The sequence below is a fragment of the Microbacterium sp. AISO3 genome, assembly GCF_002204305.1.
Classification (GTDB): Bacteria; Actinomycetota; Actinomycetes; order Actinomycetales; family Microbacteriaceae; genus Microbacterium; species Microbacterium arborescens.
In genome coordinates, this window is sequence record NZ_NHRF01000001.1 from 543182 (window position 1) to 561904 (window position 18723).

General features: G+C 70.4%; 20 protein-coding genes. 8 read left to right on the forward strand and 12 right to left on the reverse strand.

The genetic code is table 11. From position 1 onward, the window contains the following. Positions 1–1008 carry an arsenic resistance protein gene (locus CBF90_RS02500; RefSeq protein WP_088379896.1) on the forward strand — a complete coding sequence of 336 codons (1008 nt, stop codon included), beginning with the start codon at positions 1–3 and terminating at the stop codon, positions 1006–1008. On the opposite strand, the gene CBF90_RS02505 is transcribed toward CBF90_RS02500, so the two are convergent. Next, a complete protein-coding gene (locus CBF90_RS02505; RefSeq protein WP_088379897.1) occupies positions 991–1965 on the reverse strand; it encodes an intradiol ring-cleavage dioxygenase in 975 nt (324 codons plus the stop codon). The two genes, CBF90_RS02500 and CBF90_RS02505, sit on opposite strands and share 18 nt — an antisense overlap. Positions 1966–2072: 107 nt before the next feature. Next, a complete protein-coding gene (locus CBF90_RS02510; protein ID WP_088379827.1) occupies positions 2073–3440 on the reverse strand; it encodes an HNH endonuclease signature motif containing protein in 1368 nt (455 codons plus the stop codon). A gap of 196 nt (positions 3441–3636) precedes the next feature. On the opposite strand from CBF90_RS02510, the gene CBF90_RS02515 reads away from it, so the two are divergent. Together CBF90_RS02515 and CBF90_RS02520 are read left to right on the forward strand one after the other, a co-directional pair. After that, positions 3637–3969, forward strand: a complete 333-nt coding sequence (locus tag CBF90_RS02515) for a DUF3140 domain-containing protein (protein WP_023953619.1) — start codon at positions 3637–3639, stop codon at positions 3967–3969. Positions 3970–4013: 44 nt separating this feature from the next. Beyond that, positions 4014–4820 carry an alpha/beta fold hydrolase gene (locus CBF90_RS02520; protein WP_023953620.1) on the forward strand — a complete coding sequence of 269 codons (807 nt, stop codon included), beginning with the start codon at positions 4014–4016 and terminating at the stop codon, positions 4818–4820. A gap of 31 nt (positions 4821–4851) precedes the next feature. Here the strand turns inward: CBF90_RS02520 and CBF90_RS02525 are convergent, their stop codons facing one another. Both CBF90_RS02525 and CBF90_RS02530 read right to left on the reverse strand, forming a co-directional pair. Beyond that, complete coding sequence (locus CBF90_RS02525; protein WP_242435568.1) at positions 4852–5235, reverse strand: GIY-YIG nuclease family protein; 384 nt, start codon at positions 5233–5235, stop codon at positions 4852–4854. A gap of 102 nt (positions 5236–5337) precedes the next feature. Further along, complete coding sequence (locus CBF90_RS02530) at positions 5338–6261, reverse strand: NADP-dependent oxidoreductase (protein WP_023953622.1); 924 nt, start codon at positions 6259–6261, stop codon at positions 5338–5340. Positions 6262–6382: 121 nt separating this feature from the next. On the opposite strand from CBF90_RS02530, the gene CBF90_RS02535 reads away from it, so the two are divergent. Then, the gene (locus CBF90_RS02535; RefSeq protein ID WP_023953623.1) at positions 6383–7033 is read left to right on the forward strand and encodes a hypothetical protein; all 651 of its coding nucleotides are present in this window, start codon (positions 6383–6385) and stop codon (positions 7031–7033) included. Next, positions 7030–7359 carry an amino acid transporter gene (locus tag CBF90_RS02540; RefSeq protein WP_088379829.1) on the forward strand — a complete coding sequence of 110 codons (330 nt, stop codon included), beginning with the start codon at positions 7030–7032 and terminating at the stop codon, positions 7357–7359. Before CBF90_RS02535 ends, CBF90_RS02540 begins: the two co-directional genes overlap by 4 nt. A 79-nt stretch (positions 7360–7438) precedes the next feature. Here the strand turns inward: CBF90_RS02540 and purB are convergent, their stop codons facing one another. Continuing rightward, complete coding sequence (purB, locus tag CBF90_RS02545; protein WP_088379830.1) at positions 7439–8821, reverse strand: adenylosuccinate lyase; 1383 nt, start codon at positions 8819–8821, stop codon at positions 7439–7441. 27 nt (positions 8822–8848) lie between these two features. Beyond that, positions 8849–9325, reverse strand: coding sequence for a low molecular weight protein-tyrosine-phosphatase (locus tag CBF90_RS02550; RefSeq protein ID WP_036305536.1), 477 nt, complete (start codon positions 9323–9325; stop codon positions 8849–8851). A 145-nt stretch (positions 9326–9470) separates the two neighbouring features. Between CBF90_RS02550 and CBF90_RS02555 the strand changes: the two genes are divergently transcribed. Both CBF90_RS02555 and CBF90_RS02560 read left to right on the forward strand, forming a co-directional pair. Beyond that, positions 9471–9773, forward strand: a complete 303-nt coding sequence (locus CBF90_RS02555) for a hypothetical protein (protein WP_088379831.1) — start codon at positions 9471–9473, stop codon at positions 9771–9773. Continuing rightward, entirely contained in the window at positions 9770–11077 is a 1308-nt protein-coding gene (locus CBF90_RS02560; RefSeq protein WP_088379832.1) for a hypothetical protein, read from the forward strand. The genes CBF90_RS02555 and CBF90_RS02560 overlap by 4 nt, the downstream gene beginning before the upstream one ends. A gap of 27 nt (positions 11078–11104) precedes the next feature. Here the strand turns inward: CBF90_RS02560 and CBF90_RS02565 are convergent, their stop codons facing one another. Beyond that, positions 11105–11512 carry a phage holin family protein gene (locus CBF90_RS02565; protein WP_023953629.1) on the reverse strand — a complete coding sequence of 136 codons (408 nt, stop codon included), beginning with the start codon at positions 11510–11512 and terminating at the stop codon, positions 11105–11107. Between the two features lie 72 nt (positions 11513–11584). Between CBF90_RS02565 and CBF90_RS02570 the strand changes: the two genes are divergently transcribed. After that, complete coding sequence (locus CBF90_RS02570; protein ID WP_071918918.1) at positions 11585–12649, forward strand: histidinol-phosphate transaminase; 1065 nt, start codon at positions 11585–11587, stop codon at positions 12647–12649. 134 nt (positions 12650–12783) lie between these two features. Here CBF90_RS02570 and CBF90_RS02575 read toward each other — a convergent pair whose 3' ends face one another. The 5 genes from CBF90_RS02575 to CBF90_RS02595 form a co-directional block, all read right to left on the reverse strand. Continuing rightward, positions 12784–13278, reverse strand: a complete 495-nt coding sequence (locus CBF90_RS02575; RefSeq protein ID WP_088379833.1) for a DUF1990 family protein — start codon at positions 13276–13278, stop codon at positions 12784–12786. A gap of 404 nt (positions 13279–13682) precedes the next feature. After that, positions 13683–15020: a glucoamylase family protein gene (locus tag CBF90_RS02580; RefSeq protein WP_088379834.1), complete on the reverse strand. Its 1338-nt coding sequence runs from the start codon at positions 15018–15020 to the stop codon at positions 13683–13685. Then, positions 15017–16723: an ABC transporter ATP-binding protein gene (locus CBF90_RS02585; RefSeq protein ID WP_088379835.1), complete on the reverse strand. Its 1707-nt coding sequence runs from the start codon at positions 16721–16723 to the stop codon at positions 15017–15019. Before CBF90_RS02585 ends, CBF90_RS02580 begins: the two co-directional genes overlap by 4 nt. After that, on the reverse strand, positions 16720–17718 hold the full coding sequence (locus CBF90_RS02590; RefSeq protein WP_242435569.1) for an ABC transporter permease: 999 nt from the start codon (positions 17716–17718) through the stop codon (positions 16720–16722). Before CBF90_RS02590 ends, CBF90_RS02585 begins: the two co-directional genes overlap by 4 nt. A gap of 17 nt (positions 17719–17735) precedes the next feature. Further along, the gene (locus CBF90_RS02595; protein ID WP_023953635.1) at positions 17736–18722 is read right to left on the reverse strand and encodes an ABC transporter permease; all 987 of its coding nucleotides are present in this window, start codon (positions 18720–18722) and stop codon (positions 17736–17738) included. Position 18723 lies beyond the last annotated feature (1 nt).

Below are 18723 nucleotides of genomic sequence, written 5' to 3' on the forward strand. Positions count from 1 at the left end.
ATGCGGGCGCTCGCGGTGGTGGAACGGCACCAAGCGACGGCGTTTCTGGCGGCGCTCGGCGTCGGTGCGGTCGTGGGGCTCGCGATGCCGCGCTTCGGTGAGGCGATCGAGCCGGCGCTCACCCCCGTGCTGGGCGTGCTGCTGTTCCTCACCTTCCTTTCGATACCGCTCTCCGGGATGCGCGATGCGATGCGCGACGCTCGGTTCGTCGGGGCGGTGATGGTCGCGAACTTCGTCGTGGTTCCTGCGATCGTCTGGCTGCTGTCGCGCTTTGTCGCGGGTGACCGGGCGCTGCTGCTCGGCGTGCTTCTGGTGCTGCTGACGCCCTGCGTCGATTACGTCATCGTCTTCGCGGGCCTCGCTGGAGGGTCACGTGAGCGGCTGCTGGCGGCGACGCCGATACTCATGATCACGCAGCTGCTGCTCCTGCCCGCATATGTGTGGGTGATGGCCGGGGAACAGGCTGTCGCGGCGATCGATCCGCGTCCGTTCGCCGAAGCGTTCGTTGTGCTGATCGTCGTTCCACTTGCGCTGGCCGCCGTCGCTCAGGCCGCGGCTCGGCGCTCGCGGCGCGTCCGGACGGTGTCGCAGCGGCTCCTGGGTGCCATGGTGCCGGTGATGATGCTGACACTGTTCGTCGCGGTCGCCTCGCAGACGGCAGCGGTCGGGGACGCGATGTGGAAACTGGCGCCTGTCGTGCCGATCTTCATGGCCTTCGTGCCGTGCGCGGCGGCGGTGGGAGTCGTCGTGGGCCGTGTCGCGCGACTCGACGTCCCGCGACGGCGTTCGGTGGTCTTCAGCGCGGTGACGCGCAATTCGCTCGTCGTCCTCCCGCTCGCGCTCGCGTTGCCGATGACGCTCGCGCTGACTCCGCTCGTGGTGATCACGCAGACACTCGTCGAACTCGTCGCGATGGTCGTGCTGGTCGCGGTGGTGCCCCGGGTCGTGCCGGGGGAGGTGCCCGGGGGCCGTGATCGGGGTGTGAACGGCTCAGGGCCGGCGGGGTGAGTTCCCGCCCGGAGCGGCGCCCGCCGTCGGGGTCGTGGTCGTGTCGACTCGCGCCGTGAGTGAGACGCCGTACCCGGATGACGTGTCTCCTGAGACCGTTGCGAGCTGAAGCGCGCCGCCGTCGTCGCCGAAGACGTTGTCGGAGGCGAGCGACACCTGCTCGAGGTTGCGCGCGGAACCGCTGTAGGCAGGGAGCGCGTAGACGGCGGTGCAGATGTCCTCGGGGAGGGCGACCTGGGATGTCGCGACGGCGTTCACGGCGTCGGTCATCGCCGACGTGTCGGGGTACACCTCGAAGTGGATGTGCGGCCAGCGGCCCGTGTAGCAGGCGGGGATGACCGAGGTGAAGGTGACGACGCCGGATGCGTCGGCAACCTGCACGCCGCGCAGGTAGGTCTCGTTCTCGACTCCGTTCGAGTACATCGAATACCCGCCGGCGGCGTCGCAGTGCCAGACGTAGACCGCGGCACCCGCGAACGGGACGTCGCCCCGGGCCGTGTCGAGGATCGTGAGCCGGAGGGTCATGGGCACGCCATCGGCCGTCGTCCCGCCTTCGAGCGACGATCGGATGTCGCTGCGGACGATTCCGGACCGCTCGAGGATGTCGGGTCCGTTCGACCCGTCGCCGGGGTAGGGGCCGGCGGTTTCGTCGGGAATCTCGCCGGCGGGCAGGTCGGAGTTCGCGAGGGCTGTCGCGGACGGTGTTGCGGTGGGTGTCGCGGTCGGTGCCGCGGTGGCCGAGGCCGACGGCGAGGCGGTCGCCGTGGGAGTGCAGGCCGCGAGAGCTGCGGCGCCCAGTCCGAGGCCGGCGAGGCTCAGCACGGAGCGGCGGCTCATCAGCGTGCGGATGTCGAACGGGGCGCCCTGGTCGACGACCTCGTCGTCGGCGCGGTCGAGCAGACGGCCCTCGTAGGCCGGCCCTGCGGGCGTGTGGTCGGGTTCGGGGATGCGGTTCACGTCGGACTCCTCGGTCGGTTCGACCACCGAGCATCGCCGGTCAGCCCATCCGTATCGTTGGGTGGACCTATGCGCCGGATATGAGACCCGCCCCAGACGCCGCGCGGTCAGAAGGGTGGTCTGTCCGGTGGCGGATCGGCGGTGTCGATGGTGAAGCACACCGCGGGTATGGGTACGTCTTCGCGGTAGACCCTGCCGAGGGGTGAGGTCCATTCGAGGACCCCGCCGCCGAGCTGCCGGACTTCCCATTTCGTGAATTGCTTCATCGAATGGTGTCGTTGGCAGAGGTGGGCGAGGTTGAAGATGTGGGTGTGCCCGCCGAGGGCGTAGTCGATGGTGTGGTCGATCTCGCAGCGGATCGCGGCTCGCCGGCATCCGGGGAACCGGCAGTGCTGATCCCGCGCCATCAGGAGTTTCTTCATCGATGCGGTAGGCCGGTACGTGTCGATCTCGACCGGGGTGCGGGTGACGGGGTCGATGAACAGCCGGTCCCATTCGCTGACCTGCCCGGCGAGCTGCCGTGCCGTGTCGGAGTCGATCAGCCCGGCGCCCACAGCTTCGGCGGGGTTCTCGTCCCGCCCCATCAGGGTCTCCGCGGTGACGGCGACTTGCACGCGTGCCCGGATCGCGCCGAGCCCACCGGGCCGGTCGGTCCCGTAGGTCGGGTCGATCACGGGTGTCCCACTGAGGACGAGGTCGCCGAGGATGTCGGCCCGCAGTTGATCCATGGTCCGCGTATCGGCCGGCTCGCTCTCCGCGACGGGGGCCGCGCCCGCAGCATCCGTCCCGGCGGCGCCCGCGCCAGTCTCCGCCCAAGCGTCCTTCACGGACTGTCCCATCTGCGTGAGCCGGTCGAGCATCCCCGCCGCGATCACCGTGGGCAAATTGGCGACGAGGTTCGACATCCCATCGGTTCCGTGGAACACGCGTACGCATCGTTCCGCCGCCGCGGTCTTGTGCCGCTCTGTGAACGTCTGCGGGTGCAACCTGGCCGCCAGGGCCTCCAGCGTGCCTCGCACCCGGGAGGGCACGTCCCGCTCGCACACCCCGATCGCGGCCTCCGCGTAAGCCGACCGCACCTCCGCCGGCACCCCGGCACCGACCCGCACGACCACGTCGACGTGGCCGCGTTCGATCCGCCGCTGAACCCATGCGTCGAACACCGCGGGATAGTCGTCGATGACGGTCATCGCGTGGTCGATCTCACCCTGCAACCGCCGGTCGGTGAGCCGCGCCATCCCGGCAGCTTCGGCCGCGACCGACCGCAGCTCCATATCCGACGCCATCCCCCGCACCCCATCACGGCGCGCCTCACGCAGGGCCGACCAGCCCAGCTCCGCCAACGCACGAACCCGCGAGACATCAGCCGCATGGAACTGGTCGAGCGCCTTTGCGAACACGGAGAACGCGTCGGCGTGCGGCGACGCATCTGCGGCACCGTCGCGCCCGAGCCCTCCGCCGTCGTTCGATGTCATGTTCCCATAATCTCAGCGATCTCCGACATCGGAGGTGGATATACGTTCGACGGTGGATAAGTCGCGACGTACGCGAATTGTGCAGGAATCGCCATGCCCGCCGACAGCAGAAACCGCGAAAAGGCGGCATGACGAGCTGACTCATCCTGCTGTCAAGAGGATGCGGCTGGGGGGCAGCCGCGGGCACCATCGCACCATGAGTGACGACGACGACCAGACGCGGCACGAGTTCCGCGACGCCGTGAACATGAGCCCCGCCGAGCTCGAGAAATGGCTCGATACCGACGAGTCGAAGAAGGTCGGTCAGAAGGACGGCGGCGGCGAGTCGACGGGCCACCAGTCGGGCCGACGCATCGTCGACCTCCTCCGCACCAAGAAGGACGAGCTCACCGAATCGGACCTGAAGCACATGCGGAAAGTCGTCGGCTACGTCAACCGGCACCTCGCGCAGCGCCCCTCGGGCGACATCACCGAGACGGCCTGGCGCTATTCGCTCATGAACTGGGGCCACGACCCCGCGAAGAAGTGACTGCCTCCGCCGAGCAGGCCTCCGCCGCGCGGGAGAATGGAGCCGTGAGCATCCCCGCGTCCTCAGGTCTGACCGAGCTGCCCGAACCGCGATTCGTCCTCGTGGGCGAGGACGGCCACCGCATCGCCACCTACTCGTGGGGAGAGGACGACCTTCCGACGGTCGTCGTCGTGCACGGGTTCGCGTCGAACACGAAGGACAACTGGGTCTCGACCGGGTGGGTGCGCGACCTTCAGCGCGCGGGCTTCCGCGTGCTCGGTCTCGATCAGCGAGGACACGGTGCGAGCGACAAGCCGCATCGTGCCGCCGACTACGACCTGCACCAGCTCGCATCCGACGTCGAAGCTGTGCTCGACACCTATCTCGTCGACACGGCGATGTACGTCGGCTACTCGCTGGGCGCGCGTGTGGGCTGGGAGGTGCTCCAGGACTTCTCCGCGCGCATCACGCGCGGCGTGCTGGGCGGCGTGCCCGACGGCATCCCGCTCGCGCGCCTCGACATCGATCAGGTGCGCGCGCTCGTCGAGAACGGCACCGAGGTGACCGACCCCGTCACGCAGAACTACGTGCGGCTCACCGAGCGCGTCCCCGGCAACGACCTGCGGGCGCTGCTGGCGATCGCCGGCGGCATGCGCGCCTCCGGCACCGTCGATCCCGACCCCGCGAACGCGCCGGAGCAGCCCGTGCTGTTCGCCACGGGATCTCGTGACGCCATCATCGAGGGATCGAAAGCGCTCGCCGCCGCGACGCCGCAGGGGCGCTTCGTCGAGATCCCCGACCGGCACCACTTCAACGCACCGGGGTCGCGGGTGTTCCGCCAGACCGCGATCGAGTTCCTCACGGAGGGATGACGCCGTATCCGCCCGGGCGCCGGCTGTGGCGTCAGGACGACGCGCGCCGATACGCGTCGCCGAGCCATCGGTCGTAGGCGAGCCACGGATCGGATGCCGCCGCCCGTACCGTCTCGATGTGCTCGGTCAGCGGGCTCACGAGGGTGAACCACTCGCCGCCCTCGCGGAGTGCGGCGAACTCGCGGTGCCGCTGCTGCTCGAGCGACCGCCCGCCGCGTTCGAATGCGAGGAGCTCGTCGTGCCGGATGGCGGCGAGCCGCTGCCGTGGCCGCTCGCTCGTGCCGATCTTCACGCGGGCGCCGAATCGCAGGTAGTAGACGACGGCCACGACCGGGCGGGGCAGGTCGGCGTCGAAGGCGTCACCCAGACGCCATCCGCAGCGCCGGCACACCCAGTGCCCCGTATCGGGGCTCATGCCGCCGGAGCGTCCGCCGCACACGCGGCAGGCGGACGGCATCTCGGATATCGAGGAGGCGGGCACGACTCCAGGATCGCGCCCGCCTCCGACATCCACCCGTCAGACCGTGACGACGATCTTGCCGCGGGTGTGCCCCTCTTCCAGACGGGCGTAGGCGGCGGCGGCGTCGTCGAGCGGGAAGGTCTCGGCGACCTCGACCCGCAGCGAACCGTCGGCGGCGAGACGCGCGAGCTCGGCGAGCTGCGCGGCATCCGGGCGAACCCAGATGTAGTTGCCGCCGAACTCGGATGCCGCCCGCGGGTCGGCGATCGAGGTGACGACACCGCCCTCGCGCAGCAGGTCGCGCGTGGAGTCGAGCGAGCTGCCACCCGCGAAGTCGAGCACGACGTCGACGCCGTCGGGAGCGATCTCGCGCACCCGGCCGGCCAGGCCGTCGCCGTAGACGACGGGCTCGGCGCCGAGCCCGCGGAGGTAGTCGTGGTTGCGCTCCGACGCGGTGCCGATGACGCGCGCGCCACGCAGGCGGGCGAGCTGAACACCGAACGATCCCACTCCGCCGGCCGCGCCGTGGATGAGGACGGTCGATCCCTCTCCGACGGCCGACCGCTCGATCGCCTGCAGCGCGGTCAGGCCGGTGAGCGGAATCGCAGCGGCCGCGGTGAAGTCGAGACCGTCCGGCTTGCGCGTGGCCGTTCGCACGGGGACCGCCATGTACTCGGCGACCGAGCCGCCGCTCACGACATCGGCGCGCGCGTACGCCAGCACCGGGTCGCCGACCTGGAACTCCGGGGTGTCGAGACCGACCTTCTCCACGACTCCGGCGACGTCCCACCCCGGGACGGCGGGCAGCTGGACGTCGAGCAGGCCCTGCAGGTACCCCTCGCGCACTTTGTAGTCGACGGGGTTCAGACCGGCGGCGACCACGCGCACCACGAGGGTGTCCGGCCCGATGTGGGGCATCTCCCGCTCGGTGATCTCGAAGCGGTCGTTGCCGCCGAACTCGTTGTACGTCAATGCCTTCATGTGCGGGGGCAACGTCGATGCCGTCCGGAGGATTCCCCGGCGGGATGCCGCCCGGAGGGCGGCGTCTCGGGCCGGAAGCGTAGAATCGGGGGGATCCCGTTCTGAATCGCGAGAGTCCGCCGTGTCTGCAGCATCCGCCGCCCGCACCTTCGAGGTGCGGCATGTCCAGCTCGCGCGCGCCCTTTTCGCGGCCGTCGCCGCCGTGATGATCACCTTCTCGCCCGATCACTCCGCCTCCGTCGGGATGTCGGTATTTAGCGGCTTCGCGACAGCGACCGCGATCATCTTCTTCGTCGGAGCCTGGCTGACGAGTCCCGCGGGCCGCCGCGGGCTGCCGATCGCGCTCGGGGCACTCACCCTCATCGCCGCGATCCTCGCCGGCATCCCGCCGCTGCGGACGCCGATCGGGTTCTTCGCCGTCGTCATCTCCTGGGCCGCCGTCACGGGCCTCATCGAGCTGGTCGGCGGCATCCGCGGGCGACGCTCCGGTGCCCCGGCCGCCCGCGACGAGGTGCTCATCGGCGCGATCACCCTGCTGCTCGTGGCGGGCCTGCTGCTGGTGAACCCGGCCTACCGTCTCGACTACGTCATCGAGGAGGCCGGCGCCTTCACGCTCACCGGCATCACCATCGGGGTGGGACTGTTCGGCGGCTACGCCGCGATCGTCGCCGTGTTCCTCGGAATCGCCGGCTTCTCGCCGCGGCGCGAAGAGATCGTGCCCGCGGCATCCGTTCCGTCATCCCCCTCGTCCGATCCGGAGGTCGCATCGTGAGCGGCGAACACCCCACCCGCCGCGAGATCATGCGCCCGGTCCAGCTGCTGGGCCTCGCGTTCGTCGCGGCGATCTTCTCGGGTGTCATCACCCTCGTGTCGATGGGGGCGTTCCAGTCGATCCCGCGCGAGTCGGTCGAGCGTGCCGTCGTCGTGGCCCTCGTCGTCGCCGGCATCGCCTTCATCGCGACGCTCGTGATCATCGCACTGCTGATGCTCGCCGTCGATCCCGCGCAGGTGAGCAAGCGTGTCGACCGCCCGGTTCTGTACCCCGACCAGTCCGAGACTCCCGACGACCCGGCATCCGGCCCGTCGCCTCGGAGCTGAGCGACCGCCGAGCGCGTACCGTTCACACCAAAACGCACCGCCCCCCGAGCGTTCTCGGCGGGGCGGTGCGTTTTCGGCGTCAGCCGAGGCGTGAGACCAAGTCGTCGGCGAGGCCCGCGTAGGTCGCGGGGGTCAGGGCGAGCAGGCGCTCTTTGGCGGCATCGCCGATGTCGAGGCCGCGCACGAACTCGGCGAGCTCCGGTCCGCCGACACGGCGACCGCGGGTCAGGTCCTTGAGCAGCGCATATGGGTCGGTGATCTGCGAGCGGCCGGCGGCGATCTCGGCGCGGACGACGGTCTGGATCGCCTCGGCCAGCACCTCCCAGTTGGCGTCGAGGTCGGCCAGCAGCACGTCGCGCGAGAGGGAGATCTCGGTGAGCCCGCGCTGCAGGTTGTCGAGCGCCAGCAGCGAGTGCCCGAAGGCGACGCCGATGTTGCGCTGCGTCGTCGAGTCGGTCAGGTCGCGCTGCATGCGGCTCGTGACGAGCGTCTGCGCGAGCGTGGCGAACAGGCCTCCGGAGATCTCGAGGTTCGCCTCGGCGTTCTCGAACCGGATGGGGTTGATCTTGTGCGGCATCGTCGACGACCCGGTCGCGCCGGCGACGGGGATCTGCGCGAAGAAGCCGAGCGAGATGTAGGTCCAGACATCGGTCGCGAGGTTGTGCAGGATGCCGCCGGCGTGCCGCACCCGGTCGTAGAGCTCGACCTGCCAGTCGTGCGACTCGATCTGGGTGGTCAGGACGTTGAAGTCGATGCCGAGGCCCTCGATGAACGAGCGCGAGAGCTCGGGCCAGTCGACGTCGGGCTCTGCCGCGAGATGCGCGGACCAGGTGCCGGTCGCCCCCGAGAACTTCGCGAGGTACTCGCCGCCCTCGATCTGCTTCGCGACGCGGGCGAGGCGCCAGGCGAACACGGCGATCTCCTTGCCCATCGTCGACGGGGTGGCGGGCTGGCCGTGGGTGCGCGAGAGCATCGGGGCATCTCGGTGCTCTCGGGCGAGGTCGCCGAGGGCGCCGATGACGGCGTGCAGCTTCGGCAGCCAGACGTTCTCGACGGCGCGCTTGACGGTGAGCGCGTACGAGGCCGAGTTGATGTCCTCGCTCGTGCACGCGAAGTGCGTCAGCTCGGCGATCGCGTCGAGGCCGAGGGCCGACAGCCGGTCGCGGACGAGGTACTCGACGGCCTTCACGTCATGGCGGGTGACGGCCTCCTTGGCGGCGAGCCAGTCGATCTCCGCCTGACCGAAGTCGCGGTACAGGCCGCGCAGCCGCGTCTTCTGCTCATCCGCGAGGGGCGAGCTGCCGAACAGGCTCCGGTCGGTCAGGGCGATGATCCATTCGACCTCCACCTCGACGCGTGCGCGGTTCAGACCGGCTTCGGAGAGGTAGTCGGCGAGGGATCCGACGGCGGCGGCGTATCGGCCGTCGAGCGGGCTCAGGGGCTGCGGGGGCAGAGAGGTCACGAGGCTCCATTCAGTGTGAACGGGCGCTCAGGACGTGGTGCGGATCGCGGGTTCGAGCTGCCGGAAGAGCGCCCGGCTCGCGCTCTCGATCATAGCGAGCACCTCGTCGAACATTCCGGCGTCGCCGTAGTACGGGTCGGGCACATCGAGGTCGCCGCCGGCGTGCGCGTCGAACGACATGAGGAGGCCGAGCTTGTCGGTGTCGGCCGTCGTACGCGCCCAGTTCGACAGCACGCGCTCGTGCGAACGGTCGAGCGCGACGATGAGGTCGGATCGGTCGAAATCCGTCAGCGTGAAGCGACGGGCCCGGTGCCCCCGCCCGTCGTATCCGCGGCGTTCGAGCGCCTCGAGCGTGCGTCCGTCGGCGGGCTCGCCGACGTGCCAGTCACCCGTTCCCGAGCTCGCCGACACGACGCGGTCGCCGAGCCCGGACTGGTCGATGAACCAGCGGAAGACCACGTCGGCCATGGGGGAGCGGCAGATATTCCCGGTGCAGACGAACATGACGCGGAAGGGCTCGGCGCGTCGGGTCACCGTCCCATTGTGGAGGATGCGGCCTTTCCTGCACAGATGTATCGCCGACGTTCGTCGTCCCCCAGCGGGGACGAGGGCGGTCCGTGCGGCTCCCCGCACCGGCATCGTGAGGGGCATGCCTCCGCCCGAGCCGCTCGTTTCGAACGCCACGCCACTCGATGCCGCCCCGGTGCTGACGCTCGAGATGATCGCGGCGCTGCGCCCGCGCCTGACCGCCCTGCGCGCCGAGGTGGACGCGATCCGGCGCCGCGCGGCCGAGCTCGAGCACGACACGGCCTGGCGCGCCCGCGCCGCGCGCGAGTACCGCGAGCGGCTCGCCGCGTGGCGTGAGCGATCGGATGACGCGGCGATGCGCATCGACCGCCTCGACGACGAACTGCACCGGGTGCAGACCCGGCTCGTGGCGGGAGGCCCGTGAGCGACGACTCCCTCGACATCCGCGACGGCGGGATCATCGCGGTCGATACGGAACAGCTCCGCCTCGCGGCATCCGCGCTCCTCGGCCTGTCGACGGAATGCGACGTGCTGAGGTCGATGTTCGAGACGGCCGCTCGCGAGCTCGCCGCGCACGATGCGACCGCGTGGCCCGCAGCGGCCTTCGCCGCTGACCTCACCCAGCTCCTCGACGCGCTCACCGCCGACGCCTCGGCTCTCGCCGGAAGACTGCGGGATGCCGCAGACGTCTACGACATCGTCGAGCTCGAAGCCGCACGGCGGGCTGCCGAGGGTGGCGACCGTCGCGCGACGGATCTGCTCGACCGCCGGATCTTCGCGGCCCGCGACCGTTCACCGACGGCCGCTGCGCGCGCCGACCTGCTGCTGACGACCTGGCCGCTGCTGCGGCACGGCGAGCTCCAGCGTCAGATCGGCGGAGCCGCCGTTCCACTGGGCCTGCTCGGGGGAGCCGCCGTCGCGGCGGGCGGTCTCGCGCTGACCGCTCTCGGCGCCCTGGGGCTGGGGCGTGCGACCCCCGATCGCGGCGGGTCCGCGCCGCCGCAGGTCGTCGAGGTCACGCGGTCAGCGGTTCGCGAGGCGGGCGCGGCGGCGCCGGGCACACTCGCCGCGCTCGCGGAACGCATCCCGCGCGAGGGCGATCAGGTTCGCGTCGAGGGCTACACCCTCGCGGGAGGCGAGCGCCGTTTCGCCGTCTACGTCGCGGGAACCCGATCGCCGCTCGGATTCGGCGGCCGCGAGCCCTTCGACATGTCGTCGAACGTGCAGCTCTACGCGGGCCGCAGCTCGGCGTCGTACGAATCGGTGGTGAGCGCCCTCCGCGCCGCAGGCGCGCGGCCGGGAGACGCCGTGCTCGCCGTCGGGTACTCGCAGGGCGGCGCGATCACGTCACGCCTCGCGGTCGACGGGCCCTTCCGCGTCGTGGGCAACGTGACGTTCGGCTCTCCCGTGCAGGCCGATCCCGGCGAGGCCACGCTCCAGGTCACGGTGCGCCACACCGACGATCTCGTCCCGGCGCTGCAGTCCGGCGGCCACCCCGATCGTGCGGGCGCGGCGGGCAGCATCGTCGTCGAACGGGTCGCCGACCCACCACCCGGCATCGCGGACGTCGCGCTCGGTGCCCACTCGATCGACGCCTACGGCGACACCGCCGCGCTCGCCGACGTCTCGGACGACCCCCGCGTCGATGACGTCCACGAGCGCATCGCGGCCTTCGGGGGCGACGAGCCGGCCGAGGTCACGACCTACCGCGTGCGGAGGCCCGACTGATGGTGCGCGCGTATGTCTGCTCGTGTGTCAGCGGCGGTCGCGGTCTCGGTCGCGACGGGGGCGGAACAGGATGCCGGCGACCCAGTTGATCAGTGCGATCACGATGGCCGCGAGCACCGCGAGCCAGAAGCCGCCGATGCGCAGGCCCCAGTCCCAACCCGAGGTGACCCACCCGGTGAGCCACAGCAGGAAGCCGTTGATGACGAATGAGATCAGGCCGAGGGTCAGGATGTACAGCGGGAACGCGAGCACCTTCAGCACGGTGCCGACGATCGCGTTGACGAGTCCGAAGATGAGGGCGATCAGCAGCAGCGTGAGGACGAGCTGCAGGTCGCCGCCCGGCGGGAACGCCACGACCGACACCTCCAGCGCCGGGATCAGCGTCACGATCCACACCGCGAAGGCGTTGACGATCAGTCGGATGATGAGGCTCATAGTGCCGTCAGTCTCCCACGGGGCCTCCGATCCGTCATCCGGTGGAGGCGGCGGCATCCGTAGACTCGCATCGTGACCGACCTGCCCGTGCGCATCCGACCCGAGATCGCGGCGCTGCCCGCATACCGCCAGGGGCGTCAGGCCTCCGCCGACGCCTTCAAGCTGTCGAGCAACGAGAACCCGTTCGACCCGCTGCCCGGCGTCGTCGAGGCCGTGCGCGCGGCGACGACCTTCAACCGCTACCCCGACGCCTCGGCCGGCCGGTTGCGCGCGCGGCTCGCGGATCGATACGCGGTCGCCCCCGATGGCGTGCACGTCGCGGCGGGTTCGGTGTCGATCCTGTACCAGCTCGCATCGGCGACCAGCGGTCCGGGTGACGAGATCATGTTCGCCTGGCGATCGTTCGAGGCTTATCCCGGGCTCGCGGCTGTCGCGGGCGCGACCGCCGTCGCGGTGCCGCTGACGGCCGACGCCGGCCACGACCTCGACGCGATGGCGGATGCCGTCACCGACCGCACGCGGATGATCATCGTCTGCAGCCCGAACAACCCCACCGGTCCCGTCGTGAGCCAGGCGGCGTTCGACGCGTTCGTGGCGCGGGTCCGCTCCGACGTCCTCATCGTCCTCGACGAGGCCTACGCCGAGTTCGTGACCGACCCGGATGCCGTGACGGGCGCCGCCGTGCTCGCCGCGGGGCACGCCAACGTCGTGATCCTGCGGACGTTCTCGAAGGCCTACGGACTCGCCGGACTGCGCGTCGGGTACGCCATCGGCGACCACCGCATTCTCGATGCGGCCCGCAGCACCGGCATCCCCCTCTCGGTCACAGCCCAGGCGGAGGAAGCCGCGCTTGCGAGCCTCGACGCCGAGGACGAACTGCTCGAGCGAGTGCGTCACATCGCCGTGCGACGTGACGCACTCGCCGACCGGTTGCGCGATGCCGGGTGGGACATCCCGAACGCGCAGGGCAACTTCGTGTGGCTGCCCGCGGGTGAGCGGGCCCTCGAGATCGCCGAGGCCTTCGACGCGGCCGGCCTGATCGTGCGGGCGTTCGCCGGCGACGGTGTGCGCATCTCGGTCGGCGAAGAGGAATCGATCGAGCGGATCGTCGCGGCCGCGGCATCCGTCGTCGGCTGACCGGCGCGCGAGCGGGGTTCTCGGAGCCGACGGTGCGCGTGCCGCGATGCAATGCGTCGGGCTCGACACGCCGGTGAGGATGCCGTCCGCCCGGGGTGTCGGCCACGATCCCTCGCATCGCGGCTCGCGGGTCGTTAGCGCGCGGTGCGGTCTCCGCGCCGAAGAGCACTCAGATAGCGCGTTCGCACGATGACCTGCACGATGCGGACCGCCGGATAAGCGAGCCGCCAGAACCACAGGGGCGCCGGCCGCGAGAGCGATCGCAGCGTGAAAAGCACGTCGTCGCCGCGCCGGGTGACGAGGAACGTCTCCTCTCCCTCGAGCGGATGGCCCGGCAGCGCGAGGTAGACGTAGCCCACCCGGTCGGACTCGTCGACGAAGGCGACGACCTCGACCGGCTCGCGCAGCGTCAGGGGGCCGCGGCCGATCTCGAGCCAGTGCCGCCCACCGACGACGGCCGGCACATCGGGGACCACCCGGAATCCGCTGCGTGTCTTCACCCGCCACGCCAAGAGGTCGGTCCGGGCCCGCCGCCACGCGGCATCCCCCGACCCCACGCGCACGGTCCTCTCGAATCGGCGGAAGCCTCGCGGGTCGGCATTCCACTCATCGCGGTGCGGCAGGCTCATGCGACCAGCATCCCACCCGCCCCGCCAGCGGGCGCGTGCGTGGATGCGCGGATGCAAGGGATCGGCTGCGACCCCCCGTGATGGATGCCGCTGTCGCGGGGCGTCGGTCACAACACCTTGCATCGCGGCACGGCGCTGCGCCGGGGACGGCGTCCGACGGAACCGCCCGCGCTCGCCGCCACGGGTCCTTGACCTGCGGGTTGGCAGTACGCGCCCATATCCCGGGGTTGTGGGGGCGTGAGGTGCCAGGTCAGCGCTGGGCCCGCAGCTCTCGCCTGCGGGTTGGCAGTACGCGCCCATATCCCGGGGTTGTGGGGGCGTGAGGTGCCAGGTCAGCGCTGGGCGTGCAGCCCTCGACCGCTGGCCTGGCGAGACACCCCCCTGGCCGAGAGCCGGAGCGTCCGTCAAGCCGGGGTGAAGCCCAGCTTGTCGGCGCCGCGGGCGATCCAGGGATGCCGAGAGAACGCATCCCACACGAGGGTCGAGCCGAGGGCTGCGGCACCCAGCAGCGCCGTCGCTCCCTTGTTGAGCCCGTAGCGCGGCTCGGCGTACCAGGGCTCGTCGCCCTCGAGGTTGACCCCGTCGGTCGCGCCCCACTCGTTCCATGCGCCAGGATGCTCATCTCGCAGCACGCGAAGCGCCGGAGCCACCTCCGCGGGAGCGAGCGGCAGCGCCCCGAAGAGAGACACGGGCGGCACGGTGCCGTCGGCATGGGGCTCGCGCAGCGCCGGGCGTGCGCCGTTGACGACGTACCCGCCCGGGCCGAGGCCGGCTGCCGGTCCCCAGAGTCCGCTCGCGAACGTCTTCCACCGTCCGGCCTGGTCGGCGCACCACGCGCGCGAGGCCAGCGACGCCTCGCGCGCGTTCGCCCACCAGTCGCGCCCGTCGAGATCGCGCACCCGCTGGAACGGATAGAACGCGAGCGGGAAGTGGTAGGTGAAAAGGGTTCCCGCCGGTTCATGCACGCACTCGTGCCCGCCGTACGACCCCACCGGCTTGTCGAACCCCCGCCACAGGTCACGCGCGAGCTCGGTCGACACTCGCTCGTGCCCCGCCGCGAGGAGGTACATCGGCAGCTGCTCGGCGGTCATCGACCAGGCGCTCACGAAGCCGGCCTCATCGGCGCCGTCGGCGTAGTCGTCCTCGCGGTCGGCGACCCACGCCATCCGGACGACCGCCCGGTTGCCTGCGTCGTCGATGATCCACGGCCAGTCGATGCGGCGCAGCAGGCGCTCGGTGCGCTCGCCGATCTCCCGTCCGGCGTCGCCGTCGGCCGCGAAGAAGGATGCCGCGACCGCGGCACCGCACAGAGCGAGCGTCGTGTCGATCGTGGAGTACTCCGATCGCCCCTGCCGTTCAGCGGTCGCCGCATCCACGAAGTGCGCGAGGAAGCCACCGCGATGCGGCACCGACTCCTCGAGCGTGCGCAGGGTCGCGGCGACCCGGTCACGCACGTCACGGCGGCCGAGGATGCCCCGCTCGACGCCGACGCACCATGCCGCGAGGGCGAAGCCGGTCGCCGCGACCGTCGCCACGCCCGGCAGGTCGTCGCGGTCGAGCACGAGCCCGCAGCCCGGGCTGTCGAGGTCGCCGGTCGCGTGCGCCCACAGCCACCGGATCGACGCGTCGACCTCCCGCTCGGTCAGCTCCCGGATGTCATCCGGCAGCACGCCATCCGGCAGCACGCCATCCGGCAGCGCACTCTCCGGCAGGTAGGTCTCGGGAAGCTCGGTGTCGGTCACGCGGCGGTCCTTCTCTCGAACGGGTTGGGGATGGCATCGAGCAGTTGTCGGGTGTACTCGGCCTGCGGGTCGTCGATGACGCGATCGGCCGGGCCCGACTCGATGAGCTCGCCGTTCCGCAGCACGAGCGCGTGATTGGCGAGGCTCTTCGCCGACAGCAGGTCGTGTGTGATGTAGAGCATCCCGACGCCGTGATCGGCGACGAGCGACTGCAGCACCTCGAGGATCTCGGCGCGGATCGACACGTCGAGACTCGCGATCGGCTCATCCGCGACGACGAGCCGGGGCTCGGCCGCGAGGGCGCGGGCGATGACGACGCGCTGGCGCTGGCCGCCCGAGAGCTCGTGCGGCAGCCGCCCGAGATACCGACCCGCCGGAGTCAGCCCGACCTGCTCGAGCAGGCTGGCCGAGCGCTCGACGGCTTCGCGGCGCCCGACGTGCAGGAAGTTCGCGAGGGGCCGCGACAGCGAGTACCCGACGGTCAGCGTGGGGTTGAGGGCGGCATACGGATCCTGAAACACGTACTGCACGTTGCGGCGGTACTCGCGGGCGAGCCGGCCGTGCAAGGCGGTGATGTCGTGCGGCTCGCCGTCGCGCTGGCCGTAGTAGCGCACGGCGCCCGAGGTCGGATCGTCGATGCGGGTCAGGATGCGGGCGATCGTTGACTTGCCCGATCCCGACTGGCCGACGAGCGCCGTCACCTCGCCCTCGCGGAGTGTGAACGAGACGTCTTTCACGGCATCCACGTGCTCGGTCCGCAAGCCCTGCCGCTTCGAGAACCGGCGGTGCAGGTTCTCGACCTCGATGACGGGGGCGTGCTCGACCGGCGCTTCCTGCGACACCTCGACGGGCGCCTCGAGCTCGGCCCCGGTATAACCGGCGACGTCTTCGCCGAGCAGCTCGGCGTACGACCCGACGAGATGGACGGAGTATGGATGCCGCGGCCCCGTGGTCACGGCATCCTGCGCGCTCATGTCCTCGACGACTTCGCCCTCGTACATGACCGCGACGCGGTCGGCGAAGTCGAGGAGCGTGCCCATGTCGTGGGTGATGAGGATCGCGCCGAATCGCTCGCGCTCCTGCAGCTCGCGGATCTTGTCGAGGATGGACTTCTGCACGACGACGTCGAGCCCTGTGGTGGGCTCGTCGAAGAGCACGAGCTTCGGCTTCAGTGCGAGGGCGAGCGCCAGGTTCACGCGCTGCTTCATGCCGCCCGACAGCTCGTGCGGGTACATGTCGAGGAACCGCGCGTCGACGCTCACGAGGTCGAAGAGCTCTTCTGCGCGTTCGCGTGCGGCCGCCGTGCTCGCACCGGTGTGCTCGGCGAGGATGTCCTCGAACATCTTGCGAACGCGGACGACCGGGTTGAGCGAGTTCATGCTCGACTGGAACACCGTCGACACGTACGACCAGCGCAGGGGGCGCAGGTCGTCGTCACCGAGTGCCGTGACGTCGCGGTCGCCCCACCGGATCGAGCCGCCGGTGATGTGCCCGGGGCTCCGCAGCAGCCGCAGCACCGCCTGGGCGAACGTCGTCTTGCCCGAGCCCGACTCGCCCGCGAGCCCGACGAACTCTCCGGGGGCGACGCGCAGCGACACGCGCTTGACCGCGTCGAGCGTCGCGCCGAGCTTGGGTCGGTACTGCACAGACAGGTCGGACACCTCGAGCACGGGCGCCGTGCTCGGATCGGATGCCGGGCTCATGACTTCTCCTCTTCGCGAAGGTGGGGGTTGCTGAGCATGTCGACGCCGAAGTTCACGAACGTCAGCGACGTCATGAGCAGCGCCAGCATGATGCCGGGCGCGACCAGCCAGACCCACAGTCCCTGCACAAGCGCGCCGTTCGCGTTGGCCTGGGCGAGCATCTGGCCCCAGCTGACGGTGTTCGGGTCGCCGAAGCCCATGAACGACAAGCCGGCCTCGGCGGCGATCGCAGCGGTCGCGGCGCCGATGAACCCCGAGACGATCAGCGACGACATGTTGGGCATGATCTCCCGGAACACGATGCGCAGCATCCCGTCGCCGCCGAACCGCGCTGCGGTGACGTAGTCGCGGTTGCGCATCGAGATGATCAGCGACCGCATCTCGCGCGATGCGCCGGCCCAGCTGGTGATGGCGATCACGAAGACGAGCAGACCGAGACCGCGCGTCTCGCTGTAGGCGACGATCACCATCATCAGCGGCAGCACCGGAATCACCAGCGCCAGGTTGGTCAGGAACGACAGGATGTCGTCGAGCAGGCCGCCCTCGCGGTATCCGGCGAGAAGCCCCACGACGATCGCGATGACGATCGTGGCGAGTCCGCCGAGCACCCCGATCGCGAACGAGAGGCGGGTGCCGTGCACGAGCTGGGTCCAGATGTCGTAGCCGAGCGTGTTCGTGCCCATCCAGTGGGCCCAGCTCGGGTCCTGCGACGGCGTGAAGGTCGCATCGTTGGGCCGATAGGGCGACAGCAGATCGGCGAACACCGCGACGAGCAGGAACACCGCGAGCATCACGATGCCCACGCGCGCCTTCCGGCTCGACCAGATGACGGCGTACCACCGGGCGGGGCGGACGACCGCCACGACCTCCTTCGTCGACGCCTCCTCGTCGGTCACGCGCCGCCGGAAGGTCCGGACGGGCTCGGTGCGCGTCGGTTCGGTGCGCGCCGGTTGCGGCATCGAGGCCGGCTGGGGGAGGGGGGTCTCATCGGACATCGTCTGTCACCTGCCTTTCACGCTCTGGCCCGGCGGGCCCGCGGATCGATGAGGGGGTAGAGCAGGTCGACGATGAAGTTCGCCGTCAGCACGATGACGATCGTCGCCAGCAGGATCGCCTGCATGAGGGGGAAGTCGCGGTTCGAGGTCGCCTCGCCCATGAGCCGGCCCATGCCGGGGTAGTCGAAGACGGTTTCGATGAGGATCGAGCCGCCCATGAGCACGCCGAGCGACAGGGCGAACCCGGTGATGACGGGGAGCAGCGCGTTTCGTGCGGCGTAGCCGAGGGCGACCGTGCGCTCTCTGAGCCCTGCGGCCGCGGCCAGGCGGATGTAGTCCTCGCCGAGCACCTGCACCATCGTGTTCCGCATCGACAGGATGAAGCCGATCGGCGCCGTCACCATGAGCGTCAGCGCGGGGAGGAACCCGTGCGAGATCACGTCGGCGACATGGATCGGGGTGAGTCCCGGGGTCGTGTATCCGTAGCCGCCGGATGCCGGGAACCAGCCGAGCGTGTAGGCGAAGACGAACAGGATGATGAGGCCGATCCACACCGACTGCAGGTTGCCGACGAACGTCGAGCCGACCGAGATCGTCGCGTCGAAACGGCTGTTGCGTCGCCACGCGGCGATCGCGCCGAACAGCGTGCCGAGGACGAACGAGAGGATCTGGGTGATTCCCACGAGGACGAGCGTCCACGGCAGCGCTTGCCCGATGACGTCGGCGACCGGGTAGGGGAAGTACGTGAACGATGTGCCGAGGTCGAAGGATGCCAGCTGACGCAGGTAGTCGACGTAGGCGACGAACACGTTGTCATTCGAGTACCCGAGCATCGCCTTCACGGCGGCGACCTGGGCCGGATCGATCTCCCCCTGGCCATTGAGCTGACGGACCATGATCTCGGCCGGGTCGCCGGGCTGCAGGCGCGGGATGATGAAGTTCAGCGTGACCGCCGCCCAGAGGGTCAGAAGGAAGTAGCCGGTCTTGCGGGCGTAGTAGGCCACG